Annotated in this window: 9 protein-coding genes; 4 read left to right on the top strand and 5 right to left on the bottom strand. The window is 53.4% G+C overall.

The window, feature by feature from the left end; translation table 11 throughout:
• Positions 1–19 precede the first annotated feature (19 nt).
• Positions 20–1,933, top strand: coding sequence for a BglG family transcription antiterminator (locus tag E4Z61_RS14250; protein WP_135323343.1), 1,914 nt, complete (start codon positions 20–22; stop codon positions 1,931–1,933).
• A gap of 34 nt (positions 1,934–1,967) precedes the next feature.
• On the opposite strand, the gene nrdG is transcribed toward E4Z61_RS14250, so the two are convergent.
• The 5 genes from nrdG to treR form a co-directional block, all read right to left on the bottom strand.
• Positions 1,968–2,432: an anaerobic ribonucleoside-triphosphate reductase-activating protein gene (gene nrdG / locus E4Z61_RS14245; protein ID WP_135323342.1), complete on the bottom strand. Its 465-nt coding sequence runs from the start codon at positions 2,430–2,432 to the stop codon at positions 1,968–1,970.
• A gap of 56 nt (positions 2,433–2,488) precedes the next feature.
• Complete coding sequence (gene nrdD / locus E4Z61_RS14240) at positions 2,489–4,627, bottom strand: anaerobic ribonucleoside-triphosphate reductase (RefSeq protein ID WP_135323341.1); 2,139 nt, start codon at positions 4,625–4,627, stop codon at positions 2,489–2,491.
• A 407-nt stretch (positions 4,628–5,034) separates the two neighbouring features.
• Positions 5,035–6,687, bottom strand: a complete 1,653-nt coding sequence (gene treC, locus E4Z61_RS14235; RefSeq protein ID WP_135323340.1) for an alpha,alpha-phosphotrehalase — start codon at positions 6,685–6,687, stop codon at positions 5,035–5,037.
• Between the two features lie 48 nt (positions 6,688–6,735).
• Complete coding sequence (gene treB, locus E4Z61_RS14230) at positions 6,736–8,154, bottom strand: PTS trehalose transporter subunit IIBC (protein ID WP_135323339.1); 1,419 nt, start codon at positions 8,152–8,154, stop codon at positions 6,736–6,738.
• A 110-nt stretch (positions 8,155–8,264) separates the two neighbouring features.
• The gene (gene treR / locus E4Z61_RS14225; RefSeq protein ID WP_135323338.1) at positions 8,265–9,212 is read right to left on the bottom strand and encodes a trehalose operon repressor TreR; all 948 of its coding nucleotides are present in this window, start codon (positions 9,210–9,212) and stop codon (positions 8,265–8,267) included.
• A gap of 153 nt (positions 9,213–9,365) precedes the next feature.
• On the opposite strand from treR, the gene mgtL reads away from it, so the two are divergent.
• From mgtL to E4Z61_RS14210, 3 genes are all read left to right on the top strand, one after another.
• Positions 9,366–9,455: a mgtA regulatory leader peptide MgtL gene (gene mgtL / locus E4Z61_RS24405; RefSeq protein WP_420808688.1), complete on the top strand. Its 90-nt coding sequence runs from the start codon at positions 9,366–9,368 to the stop codon at positions 9,453–9,455.
• 143 nt (positions 9,456–9,598) lie between these two features.
• Positions 9,599–12,307, top strand: coding sequence for a magnesium-translocating P-type ATPase (mgtA, locus tag E4Z61_RS14215; protein WP_135323336.1), 2,709 nt, complete (start codon positions 9,599–9,601; stop codon positions 12,305–12,307).
• A 375-nt stretch (positions 12,308–12,682) separates the two neighbouring features.
• Positions 12,683–13,660: a TRAP transporter substrate-binding protein gene (locus tag E4Z61_RS14210; RefSeq protein ID WP_135323335.1), complete on the top strand. Its 978-nt coding sequence runs from the start codon at positions 12,683–12,685 to the stop codon at positions 13,658–13,660.
• Positions 13,661–13,689: the final 29 nt, after the last annotated feature.

Below are 13,689 nucleotides of genomic sequence, written 5' to 3'. Positions count from 1 at the left end.
GACTGATGAGGAAAAAGACGTGCGATTCCCCAACCAACGTTTAGCACAGCTGTTTGACATGCTGCAAAACGAGGCGCTGCCGCAGGATGAGCTGGCGCAGCGGTTGTCGGTTTCCACACGCACGGTCAGGGCGGATATTACCGCGCTGAATGCGCTACTCGCCCCGTATGGCGCGCAGTTTGTCCTCAGCCGGGGCAACGGTTATCAGCTTAAAATTGACGACCCGGCAAGTTACCACGCCTTGCAAACGCAGCAGCCCGAGCGGTTGCTGCGCATCCCGCGTACCAGCCAGGAGCGGGTGTACTGGCTGGTGGTCCGTTTTCTGACATCGGCCTTTTCGCTGAAGCTGGAAGATTTAGCTGATGAATGGTTCATCAGCCGCGCGACGCTGCAAAACGACATGGCGGAAGTGCGTGAGCACCTGCAACGGTATCGGCTGACGCTGGAAACTCGCCCCCGACATGGAATGAAGCTGTTTGGCAGTGAAATGGCGATCCGCGCCTGTCTGACCGATCTGCTGTGGACGCTGGCGCAGCAAGATCCTTCCCATCCGCTGGTAATGGAAGAGGCGCACAATGCTGGTGTACCGCAGCAGTTGCAACCTGTTTTACAGGATATTTTTTCCCGTTTTCATATCAGCCTGACCGATGAGGGCGAGCTCTTTCTGCGCTTATATTGTGCGGTGGCGGTGCGTCGGATTAGCGAGGGCTACCCGCTGCCGGAGTTCGTCGCAGAAGAAGTGGAGAGCGAGGTGTGCCAGGCCACGCGGGAAATCGCGGCGGTATTGCACCGGCTGGCAGGTAAACCGCTTTCTGTTTTCGAGGAAAACTGGCTGAAGGTGCATATTGCCGCCCGCCAGGTGCAGGAGATTGCGCCCAGCGCCATCAATGCCGATGATGATGAAGCGCTGGTCAACTACATTCTGCGTTTTATCAACACCCAGTACAACTACAACCTGTTGAATGACAAACAGTTACATGCCGACCTACTGACGCATATTAAGACGATGATCACCCGAGTGCGTTACCAGATAATGATCCCCAATCCGCTGCTGGAAAATATTAAACAGCACTACCCGATGGCGTGGGATATGACCCTGGCCGCCGTTTCAGGATGGGGGAAATATACGCCGTATACCATTAGCGAAAATGAGATCGGTTTTCTCGTTTTGCACATTGGCGTTGGGCTGGAACGTAGTTACAACATCGGTTACCAGCGACAGCCTCGCGTATTACTGGTTTGCGACGCGGGGAACGCCATGGTGCGAATGATTGAAGCAGTGCTGGCGCGTAAATATCCGCAGATTGAGATCGTGGGCACCGTGACGCTGCGCGACTACGAGCAACGTGATTCCATCAGCGAGGATTTCGTGATTTCTACCGCGCGGATTAATGAAAAAGATAAGCCCGTGGTGATGATTGCACCGTTTCCCACCGACTATCAACTGGAGCAAATTGGTAAGCTGGTGCTTGTGGACAGAACCCGTCCATGGATGCTGAACAAATTCTTCGATGCCGCGCATTTTCGAATTGTCGACGAACACATGGATCAACAGACGCTGTTCAACACCCTATGCCACCAGTTACAGGATGAAGGCTTTGTCGATACGGAATTTCTCGACTCGGTCGTTGAGCGCGAGGCCATCGTCAGCACCATGCTGGGTGACAGCATCGCCCTGCCGCACGCCCTCGGTTTGCTGGCTAAAAAAACGGTGGTCTACACGGTGCTCGCCCCGCAGGGCATCGCCTGGGGAGATGAAACGGCGCACGTGATCTTCCTGCTCGCCATCAGTAAAAGCGAGTATGAAGAAGCGATGGCGATCTACGATATTTTTGTCACCTTCCTGCGCGAGCGTGCCATGACGCGGCTCTGCGCATGTCAGAGTTTTACCGAGTTCAAAACGGTTGCGATGGAGTGTGTGAGTCGTTTTTGAGAGGCGGAAAACAGAACGTCATCCGCCTGAGAAATTAACGCAAGTGATGCACAACTTGGTTGCTGCTGCCGCGCCAGATGAGCGCAGGGTCTTTGAGATCCTGCACGTATTTGCCATCGACCAGCACGTTGATGAGATCCACCACCTGCATTTGCGCGGCGTTGAGTTCATCGAGCTTATAGCCGGTCCATACCCAGATGTCTTTCCCTGGGCACTCTGCATGAATTCGCTGCACCAGTTGCAATATTTCCGGTACGTTTTGCGGATGCAGCGGATCGCCGCCGGAGAGCGAGATCCCCTGACGAGGGATGCGCGTGTCGTTCAGATCGGCAATGATCTTGTCTTCCATCTCAGCGGTAAATGGCTGGCCCGAATTCAGCCGCCAGGTGCTTTTGTTATAGCAGCCAGGGCATTCATGCACACACCCGGAGACAAACAGGGTGCAGCGAGTGCCGGGGCCGTTGACGATATCGACGGGGTAGTATTGGTGAAAGTTCATAGCTTGTAACCATGCCCGGTAAGCGTAGCGCCACCGGGCGTTAACGTGGTAGGTGATTAACCTATCTGCCCATTACCTAAATGCTTCACGCGGCGCTTCACTTCTTCCTGCTTACCGGCGTTAAACGGACGTGCGTCTGGGCTGCCTAAATAACCGCATACGCGACGGGTAACTGACACGCGCGCGGCGTCGTGGTTACCGCATTTCGGGCAAGTAAAGCCTTTGCTGGTGCACTCGAACTCACCGGTAAAGCCGCACTCGTAGCACTCATCGATTGGCGTGTTGGTTCCGTAATACGGCACATGCTGATAGCTGTAATCCCAGACGTCTTCCAGCGCTTTCAAGTTGTGCTGAATGTTCGGGTATTCGCCATAGCAAATGAAACCCCCGCTCGCCAGTGGCGGGTACGGCGCTTCGAAATCGATTTTGTCGTACGGGTTAACCTTTTTCTCCACGTCGAGGTGGAAACTGTTGGTGTAGTAACCCTTGTCGGTTACTCCCGGTACCACGCCAAATTCGGCGGTATCCAAACGGCAGAAGCGGTCGCACAGGTTTTCGCTCGGCGTGCTGTACAGGCTAAAGCCGTAGCCGGTCTCGTCTTTCCACTGATCGACAGCCTGACGCAGACGTTCCACAATGGCGATACCTTTGGCGCGCAGCTGTTCGCTGTCGTACATGTGCTTGTCGCCACATAGCGCATTGATGGTCTCGTGAATACCGATGTAACCCAGTGAAATTGACGCGCGGCCATTTTTAAAGATTTCAGACACGTCATCGTCGGCTTTCAGACGCACGCCGCAGGCACCTTCCATATACAGGATCGGTGCAACGCGGGCTTTCACACCTTCCAGACGCGCGATGCGGGTCATCAGCGCTTTACGCGCCAGTACCAGGCGATCGTCGAGCAGTTTCCAGAAGGTGGCTTCATCGCCGTGCGCTTCCAGTGCGATGCGCGGCAGGTTGAGGCTAATCACACCGAGGTTGTTACGGCCATCGTGAACCTGTTCGCCGTTCTCGTTTTCCCATACACCCAGGAAGCTGCGGCAGCCCATTGGCGTTTTGAATGAGCCGGTGACTTTAACCACCTGATCGTAGTTCAGGATGTCCGGATACATACGCTTGCTCGCGCACTCCAGCGCCAGCTGTTTGATGTCGTAGTTCGGATCGCCAAACTTGTGGTTAAGACCGTCACGAATCGCGAACACCAGTTTCGGGAAGACTGCGGTTTTACGATTTTTACCCAGACCCGCAATACGGTTACGCAGAATGGACTGCTGGATCAAACGCGATTCCCAACTGGTACCCAAGCCAAAACCGAAGGTGACGAACGGTGTCTGACCGTTGGCGGTATGCAGGGTATTCACTTCATACTCGAGGGACTGGAATGCGTCGTAGCACTCTTTCTCGGTACGGGAATGCGCATAACCGTCGGCGTCCGGGATCTGCCACTCTTCAGCGGTTTTACGGTGCTTGTTAAAGCTCTCGGTGACGAACGGCGCGAGAACTTCGTCAATACGGTTAATGGTGGTGCCGCCATAAATGTGGCTGGCAACCTGCGCGATGATTTGTGCAGTGACGGCGGTTGCGGTGGAGATGGATTTTGGCGGCTCAATCTCCGCGTTACCCATCTTAAAGCCCTGCGTCAGCATGCCTTTCAGGTCGATCAGCATGCAGTTGAACATCGGGAAGAACGGCGAGTAATCGAGATCGTGATAGTGAATATCACCGCGCTCGTGCGCCTGTACCACATCACGCGGCAGCAGGTGCTGGCGCGCATAGTGCTTGGCGACAATACCGGCCAGCAGGTCGCGCTGGGTCGGGATCACTTTGCTGTCTTTGTTGGCGTTTTCGTTCAGCAGCGCGGAGTTGGTTTGCTCAACCAGACCACGAATTTCCTGGTTCAGACGGCCACGTTTTTCACGCTGGATATCACGGTCGTGGCGATATTCGATGTACGCGCGGGCGAGTTGTTTGTACGGACCAGACATCAGCTGGTTTTCCACAGCTGTCTGAATCTCGTTGATATCGACCTTGCTGCGCTCATTCATCTGGCTGCTAACGACTTCTGCGACGGTGGCACAGTAATCTGCGTCATCGACTCCCGCTGCTTTAGCTGCACGCAGAATGGCTTCTTTGATGCGCTCTGATTTAAACGGCACTTTACAGCCATCTCGTTTCATCACATGCGGTGTCATGATCACTCCATATTTATAAGAACAGGTTATCCACAGAGGTTGGGAAGCGCGCATTGGTTTATTCATCTATCTGGCCAATGACTTCCCGTAATCCAGACCCTATTTATCCACATTTCCACCGTTACCGAGGGAAATGATGTTGTAGCAATTGTAGACGATAAATACAACATGTTGGGTCGGCGTGCATTTTAAGTTCTATATGTAGTGATTTGCATCAAGGATGTTTACGATTTTATTGATGTAGCGCAAAGTAAAAACTGGAGCGTACAGATGACGGGCAGTACAGCGATTGTAAATTGTAGTTAGAAAATTCTGATTAATTATTCAACAAAAACAGTAGGGTAAATGCAGTGTCAGCAGTGAAGCCCGGCAACGCTACACGCACCGGGCCTGACGCCAATTGCAAGCTATTTTTGCAGCCACCAGACTGCTTCAAATGGACGCAACGTCATGTCACCCGGTTGTCTGGCGACCTCGGCATAGTTGTGCATCAGCACCTGCCAGCTGCCGTCGGTATGAGTCGGTTGCCAGGGCTGGAAGGTGTTGCTCAGGTTGGCAACGACCAGCAGCCGCTGCCCTTGCCACTCGCGCTGATAGCACCAGACATGCGGGCAGTCCGGTAGCAAATCCTGGTAGTCGCCCCAGGTGATAACCGGTTCGGTTTTGCGTAAGGCGATCAGCTTCTGATAGGTATAGAACACCGAGTCGGCATCGCTCAGCGCTGCCGCCACGTTGATATCCGCCGCGTTGTCACACAGATTAATCCACGGCTCACCTTGGGTGAAGCCCGCGTGTTTGCTGGCATCCCACTGCATCGGGGTGCGGCTGTTATCGCGGGATTTACTGGCGAGGATTGCCAGCAATTCGTCGGCATCGCGCCCCTGACCGTTCAGTTCGGCAAACATGTTATGACTTTCAACATCGCGATAATCGGTGATTTGGCGGAAATGCGGGTTGGTCATGCCAATCTCTTCGCCCTGATAAATATAAGGCGTACCCTGCATCCCGTGCAGCACCATCGCCAGCATTTTGGCAGCAGGCGCGCGGTATTGTCCTTCATCGCCAAAGCGTGAAACGATGCGCGGCTGGTCGTGGTTACACCAGAACAGCGCGTTCCAGGCCTGATTGTGCATTCCCTGCTGCCAGTGGCGGAACAGGGTTTTCAGCGTCACATAATCCGGTTTGGCTAACGACCACTTTTCACCATTAGGGTAATCGACTTTCAAATGGTGGAAATTAAAGGTCATTGACAGTTCGCTGCCGTCCAGCGCGGCGTACTGCTGGCAATTTTCCAGCGTGGTGGAAGACATTTCGCCTACCGTCATCAGGTTGCGTGGGGTGAATACGTCGCGGTTCATCTCGCGCAAAAATTCATGCACGCGTGGACCGTCGGTGTAAAAACAGCGTCCATCGCCGTCAGGATCGTTCGGGAACGCCTGATCCTTGGAGATAAGATTCACCACGTCGAGGCGCAAGCCGTCCACGCCGCGATCGGCCCAGAACTCGCACACTTTTTTCAGCTCGGCGCGTACCGCCGGATTTTCCCAGTTCAGGTCGGCCTGCTCCGGGGCAAAGAGGTGCAGATAATACTGCTCGCTTTCGGCGTGCCAGCCCCAGGCGCTCCCGCCAAATTTGGACCGCCAGTTATTTGGGCTGGTATCTGGTGTGCCGTCGCGCCAGAGATAAAACTGACGATACGGACTCTCTTTATCCAGCGCCTCGCGAAACCAGGCATGCTGGGTTGAGGTGTGGTTAAACACCATATCCAGAATAATACGGATGCCGCGCGCTTTCGCCTGCGCCACCAGTTCGTCGAAGTCTTCCAGCGTACCGTAGGCCGGGTCTACGGACGTGTAATCAGCGACGTCGTAGCCGTTATCAACCTGTGGCGAAATGTAGAAAGGGGTCAGCCATATCGCATCGACGCCCAATTTTTTCAGGTAGTCGAGGCGCTTTGTTACACCGCGTAAATCGCCGGTGCCGCTGCCGGTAGTGTCCTGAAAGCTCTTGGGGTAAATCTGATAAATAACGCCGTTTTGCCACCAGTGTGGAATAGTCATTGTGGTTTCCTGCAAATGCGATGGGGCGCAACTGCGCCCCGAAAAAAGTCAGACAATCTGTAATGTGCCCTGACGGTATTTACGCTGGTAGACGAATGAGGTCAGCACCATCGGGATAACAATCGCGATGACCATCGCCATACCAAATACCTGCCAGTAAGTTGGCTGGATGGAGAGGATGCCCGGCAAACCGCCGACGCCAATCCCGTTCGCCATTACGCCGTTCAGTCCGCACAGCAGCCCGGCGAGACCGGAACCGATCATCGCGCACAGCATCGGGAAGCGGTATTTCAGGTTGATGCCGTACATTGCCGGTTCAGTGACTCCGAGATAGGCGGAGATCGCCGCCGGAACGGAGATTTCACGTTCGTTGTGTTTGCGACTGGAGATAATAATGCCGACCACCGCAGAGGCTTGGGCAATATTCGACAGTGCAATTAACGGCCATACCGGCGTGCCGCCCATGCTCTGAATCATCTGCATGTCGATAGCCAGCGTGGTCTGATGCACGCCGGTAATCACCAGCGGGGCATACAGGAAGCCAAACAACGCTGCACCAATTGGAGCAAAGCTGCCGGTCATCAGATGACGCACAGCAAAGGCGACACCGTCGCCAATCCAGCGGCCAAACGGACCAATAAACGCATGGGCGAGGAACACCGCGAGGATCAGTGAGCATACCGGAACCACCACCAGATACAGGTAGTCCGGGACGATGCGTTTCAGGCGTGTTTCAATCAATCCAAGCGCCAGACCTGCCAGCAGAGCTGGAATGACTTGTGCCTGATAACCCACTTTTTCGATAGTAAACAGGCCGAAGTTCCATACTTCCGGCACTTGCTGGCCCAGCAGGTAGGCGTTCATCAACTGCGGTGAAACCAGCGTGACGCCGAGTACAATACCGAGGATCGGCGTACCGCCCATTTTCTTCACCGCCGACCAACAGATCCCGACCGGCAGATAGAAGAAGATCGCCTCGCCAATCAGCCACAGAAAGTCATAAAGCGTTTTCAGTGAGGGATACATCTGCGCCAGCGTCTGGCCGTTGCTCATCGGCAGATCGCCGATCACGTTACGAAACCCTAAGATCAAACCGCCGCTAATCAGCGCAGGCAGCAGCGGGAAGAAGATCTCCGCGAAGTGGGAGATCAGCTGTTCGTGCCACTTCATGTTCTGCCGCGCGGCTTTTTTCGCCTGCTCTTTGTCGGCACTGGCCTGCCCGGTGGTCGCCAGCAGCGCTTTGTAGTAATCGCCCACCTCGGTACCAATCACCACCTGGAACTGCCCGGCGTTGGTGAAGCAGCCTTTGACCATCGGCAACTGTTCGATCTCTTTCGGCCTGGCGTTCGCAGGCTGATTCAGCACAAAACGCAGGCGCGTGATGCAATGACTCACCGTGGCGATATTATCGCGCCCGCCCACCAGCTCAATCAGCCGATCGATGTCTGCTTGTTTTATTTTGCTCATTATTAAGCCCTGTTGTTGACCTGGCGCCAGAGTATATCTTCGGAGATTTTTTAAAAATGGGAACGTTCCCGAAACGCAGCGAAGATCACAAATTACCGTGCAAAAAGCGATCAGGACAAAGTGGCAGGAATGACGATTTGCCGGAGTTCGCTGCGGCCATTAATCTGCTCGATCAGCTGTAAAGCCGCTTGGCGACCGGCTTCGGCATAACCGGGATCGACGGTGACAATTTCCGGATGGAGGAATTTCATCAGTGGTGTGCTGCCGACGCTCGCCAGTTGCAGATGTTCAATCCGCTGCTCCTGCAAATATTTGCTGACCCCAAGGGCAAGGGTATCCGTCGCGCAGACTAAGGCCGTTGTTTCCGGCGTAATGACATCGGCAGCATGCTCATAACCCTGCTTCATGGCGAGGCCCGGCAGAGCGGCTACAGGATGCAGTTTGTGTTTCTTGCAGAAGGCCAGATAGGCTTCATGGCGGCGCTTGCCGGTGGTAACGTCGCTATGGGGAACGCCAAGGAAACTGATATGGCGGTGTTCACGGTCGTACAAACGCTGCATCAGGGTATGGATTGCGCCCTCATCGTCATAACAGACGGAGGCAAAGCCTTTGGCATCTCTTGCCAGTAGCACCAGAGAGTCCTGCCAGGAGGAGATCATCGCTTCGGTAATACCGGTAAAACCAAACAGCACCACGCCGTCAATATTGCGGCGTTTGAGCATACCCAAATGTTCTTCTACCAGCGCAGGCGAGAACTGGCTTTCCATCATAATGGGATCGTAACCCTGATCGTAGAAGGCGGGTAGCATGGTTTGTACGGCCAGATTCTCGGAAAGCGAGTCCAGGCGCGTGACGATAATGGCGACCACTTTGTCACTTTGCCCACGCATGGCACGGGCAGAGCGGGAAGGGGAAAAACCGTGCTGATTCATCACCGCTTCAACCCGTTCGCGGGTGCGTTCGCTGACGCCGCTTTCGTTATTGAGGACGCGGGAAACGGTTGATTTTCCCACGCCGCTTAAGCGGGCGATGTCTTTAATAGTCAGCCGATTTTGCATCCTGTTTTCCCGTCGTGCACATTCAGTCTTATGTAAGAGAGTAACTTTACTCAAGCGCTGTGCAATGGGCAAAGTCTGGTATATGTTTTGTTTAGTTACTGTGCTGTATCATACCGCCATAATTGCCACGAACCTTATGGTTTTCTGCGTATAATGCGCCGCGCAACTCATTCACTTACCGGAGGCTGTATGGATCCCGATCCCACCCCTCTCCCGAAACGGAGAAATAACTCTTTCCGGTAAGCCTGTTTTCACTGTCTTACCGGAGACGTAAGACAGTGACGTTCTGACGTCCCTGTTATGGTTTTATTATTGCTATCAGGCAAGGATTTGCTACGCCTGAAGGATTTACTGCGCCTGTTTATACTGGTGCAGAGGGACTACCTATGTTCAAAAATATTACTCGCCAGCTGTTTGCCCGGCTAAACCGCCATTTACCACATCGGCTGGTGCACCGCGATCCGCTGCCGAACGCCCAGACCGTTGCCAGCACGCCGATTCCACCTTCTTTGAGCGAACATTGCCTGAAGATGGCGCTAATGAACGAAGAGGCGCTGTGGAAAACCTTTGGTACGCACCCTGAGGGCTTGAACGCCGCAGAAGTGGAGAGTGCCCGTGAGAAGCATGGCGAAAACCTGCTACCGGCGCAGAAACCGTCGCCGTGGTGGGTACATCTGTGGGTTTGTTACCGTAACCCGTTTAATATTCTGCTCACCATTCTGGGTGGGATTTCCTATGCCACCGAGGATCTGTTTGCCGCAGGCGTGATTGCGCTGATGGTCGTCATCTCGACGCTGCTGAACTTTGTCCAGGAGGCGCGTTCAACCAAAGCGGCGGATGCGCTAAAAGCGATGGTCAGTAACACCGCCACGGTCCTGAGAGTCATCAATGAGACCGGGGAAAATGGCTGGGTTGAGTTGCCAATCGACCAACTTGTGCCCGGCGACATCATCAAGCTGGCGGCAGGCGATATGATCCCGGCGGATTTACGCATTGTTCAGGCGCGCGATCTGTTTGTGGCGCAGGCGTCGCTGACCGGTGAATCGCTGCCGGTTGAGAAAGTGTCGACCAGCCGCGACCCGCAGCAAAACAACCCGCTGGAGTGCGATACCCTGTGCTTTATGGGCACCAACGTGGTGAGCGGTACGGCGCAGGCGATCGTCATTTCTACCGGTGCCAACACCTGGTTTGGACAGCTGGCAGGTCGTGTGTCCGAGCAGGAAAGCGAGCCGAATGCGTTTCAGAAAGGGATCAGCCGCGTCAGCATGCTGCTTATCCGTTTTATGCTGGTGATGGCGCCGATTGTGCTGATCATCAACGGCTATACCAAAGGCGACTGGTGGGAAGCTGCTCTGTTTGCCCTATCCGTGGCGGTAGGCTTAACGCCGGAAATGTTGCCGATGATCGTCACCTCAACGCTGGCTCGCGGGGCGGTGAAACTGTCGAAACAAAAAGTCATCGTTAAGCACCTCGATGCCATCCAGAACTTTGGCGCGATGGACATTCTGTGCACCGATAAAACCGGTACGCTGACCCAGGATAAAATAGTGCTGGAGAATCACACTGATATCTCCGGTAAGCCCAGCGAGCATGTACTGCATTCAGCCTGGTTGAACAGCCATTACCAGACTGGGCTGAAAAACCTGCTGGATACTGCGGTGCTAGAAGGCGTGGATGAAGAGTCAGCGCGCCAGCTCTCGACCCGCTGGCAGAAAATCGATGAGATCCCGTTTGATTTCGAACGCCGCCGCATGTCCGTGGTAGTGGCAGAAGCTACTGATGTGCATCAACTGGTGTGTAAAGGGGCGTTGCAGGAAATCCTCAACGTCTGCACCCAGGTACGCCACAATGGTGAGATTGTTCCTCTGGACGACAATATGCTGCGTCGGGTTAAACGCGTTACCGATACGCTGAACCGTCAGGGGCTGCGCGTGGTGGCGGTAGCGACCAAATACCTGCCCGCACGTGAGGGAGATTATCAGCGTATTGATGAGTCCGACCTGATCCTCGAAGGGTATATTGCGTTCCTCGATCCGCCGAAAGAGACCACCGCACCGGCGCTGAAGGCGCTGAAGGCTAGCGGTATTACGGTAAAAATCCTCACTGGCGATAGTGAGCTGGTGGCGGCGAAGGTGTGTCATGAAGTCGGTCTGGACGCAGGTGAAGTGGTGATTGGTAGCCACATTGAAGGGTTGAGTGACGATGAGCTGGCAACACTGGCCCAGCGCACCACGCTGTTTGCCCGCCTGACGCCAATGCACAAAGAGCGTATTGTCACGCTACTCAAGCACGAAGGCCATGTGGTGGGCTTTATGGGCGATGGCATCAATGACGCTCCGGCATTGCGCGCGGCGGACATTGGTATCTCCGTTGATGGCGCGGTCGATATTGCCCGTGAAGCGGCGGATATCATCCTGCTGGAAAAAAGCCTGATGGTGCTGGAAGAAGGGGTGATCGAGGGGCGTCGTACCTTCTCGAACATGCTGAAGTACATCAAAATGACGGCCAGTTCCAACTTCGGTAACGTTTTTAGCGTGCTGGTGGCGAGCGCATTTCTGCCTTTCTTGCCGATGCTGCCGTTGCACTTACTGATCCAGAACCTGCTGTACGATGTATCCCAGGTGGCGATTCCGTTTGATAACGTCGATGAAGAGCAGATCAAAAAACCACAACGCTGGAACCCTACCGAACTGGGGCGTTTTATGCTGTTCTTTGGGCCGATTAGCTCGATCTTCGACATTCTGACCTTTTGCCTGATGTGGTTTGTCTTCCATGCCAATACGCCAGAGCATCAGACGTTGTTCCAGTCGGGCTGGTTCGTGGTGGGCCTGCTGTCGCAAACGCTGATTGTGCATATGATCCGTACCCGCCGCGTGCCGTTTATCCAGAGCCGCGCCGCATGGCCGTTAATGCTGATGACGCTGGTGGTGATGGTGGTGGGGATTGCGCTGCCATTCTCCCCGCTGGCCAGCTACCTGCAATTGCAGGCACTGCCGCTGAGTTACTTCCCGTGGCTGATTGCGATTCTGGCGGGTTACATGACATTGACACAATTAGTGAAAGGTTTTTATAGCCGCCGTTACGGCTGGCAATAACCAGTAAACTCCTCAACAGGATGGTGTTAGCACCATCCTGCATTTCTCTTTTTCATTCGAAGATATTCCCTCGTATTATTGCTGTTTTATTTTTATTGAAATGCAAACCGGGGGTATTAGTACTAAACCTCCTGCTTTGCGTTGTTTTTTTATCAGGAAAACGATCTCTGTTGCAAAAATGAAACAGCGTGCTAAAAAATATTGGTGTTGGTTTCTTTTTGTGAAGATAGTCATCGAAATAAATTGTTACACCAGTTAGTCTGCGCAGGTAACGTCGTTAAGAAAGTTTCTCGCTGCCTATTTTTATTTCCGGCAGTCATTTGCTCTGCAAGCCATTTCTATTAATGGAAATTATGAACTTCTGGAGAAAGACAAATGAAACTGACAAAGAACCTGTTAAGTCTATGTATTGGCGCGTCAGTCTTGCTGGCCAGTCATGCTACGTTAGCCCAGACCTTTCGCGCCGCCGATGTGCATCCTGCTGATTATCCTAATGTTGTTGCCGTGAAGCACATGGGGGAAAAACTCAGTGCAGCGACTGATGGACGCCTGGAGATTAAAACTTTTCCCGGTGGTGTATTAGGTGACGAAAAACAGATGATTGAGCAGGCACAATTAGGTGCCATCGATATTATCCGTGTTTCAATGACTCCGGTAGCAGCCATACTCCCTGAAATTAACGTGTTTACCCTGCCATATATTTTCCGCGATGAGGACCATATGCATAAGGTTCTCGACGGTATGATCGGTCAGGAGATTGGCGACCGTCTGACGGCCAATACCAAATCACGACTGGTGTTCCTCGGCTGGATGGATGCCGGAACGCGTAACCTGATCACCAAGAATCCGGTGGTGAAACCGGAAGATTTACACGGCATGAAAATTCGCGTTCAGGCGAGTCCGATAGCGCTGGATACCCTAAAAGCGATGGGTGCTAACTCCATTGTGATGGGCGTCAGCGAAGTGTTTAGCGGCATGCAGACCGGCGTTATTGATGGCACGGAAAATAACCCACCAACGTTTGTGGCGCACAACTATTTGCCGGTGGTTAAAAACTACACCTGGAGCAAACATTTTATTATTCCTGAGTTATTCCTGTTCTCGAAATCGAAATGGGATAAATTGAAAAAAGAAGACCAGGATCTCATTATTAAACTCGCGAAAGAAGCGCAGATAGAACAGCGTAAGTTGTGGGAAGCCTATAATGCGAAATCGCTGGAGACCATGAAAGCCAATGGTGTTCAGTTCCACGATATCGATACCGGTTATTTCTATAAAGCTACGCAGTCAGTAAGAGATAATTACGGTAAAGATCACCAAGACTTGATCAAACGTATTCAGGATGTGAAGTAGTTCATCTGGTGGATGGTTCACACCATCTA

The sequence above is a fragment of the Citrobacter tructae genome (assembly GCF_004684345.1).
In the GTDB taxonomy this organism is placed as follows: Bacteria; Pseudomonadota; Gammaproteobacteria; order Enterobacterales; family Enterobacteriaceae; genus Citrobacter; species Citrobacter tructae.
This window is presented reverse-complemented; position numbering and strand designations above follow the sequence as displayed.

Excerpts from the sequence above, each read along its gene's own strand:
- mgtA (WP_135323336.1), top strand. The coding sequence starts at position 9,599 with ATGTTCAAAAATATTACTCGCCAGCTGTTTGCCCGGCTAAACCGCCAT.
- nrdG (WP_135323342.1), bottom strand. The coding sequence starts at position 2,432 with ATGAACTTTCACCAATACTACCCCGTCGATATCGTCAACGGCCCCGGC.
- treR (WP_135323338.1), bottom strand. The coding sequence starts at position 9,212 with ATGCAAAATCGGCTGACTATTAAAGACATCGCCCGCTTAAGCGGCGTG.
- nrdD (WP_135323341.1), bottom strand. The coding sequence starts at position 4,627 with ATGACACCGCATGTGATGAAACGAGATGGCTGTAAAGTGCCGTTTAAA.
- E4Z61_RS14210 (WP_135323335.1), top strand. The coding sequence starts at position 12,683 with ATGAAACTGACAAAGAACCTGTTAAGTCTATGTATTGGCGCGTCAGTC.
- treB (WP_135323339.1), bottom strand. The coding sequence starts at position 8,154 with ATGAGCAAAATAAAACAAGCAGACATCGATCGGCTGATTGAGCTGGTG.
- mgtL (WP_420808688.1), top strand. The coding sequence starts at position 9,366 with ATGCGCCGCGCAACTCATTCACTTACCGGAGGCTGTATGGATCCCGAT.
- treC (WP_135323340.1), bottom strand. The coding sequence starts at position 6,687 with ATGACTATTCCACACTGGTGGCAAAACGGCGTTATTTATCAGATTTAC.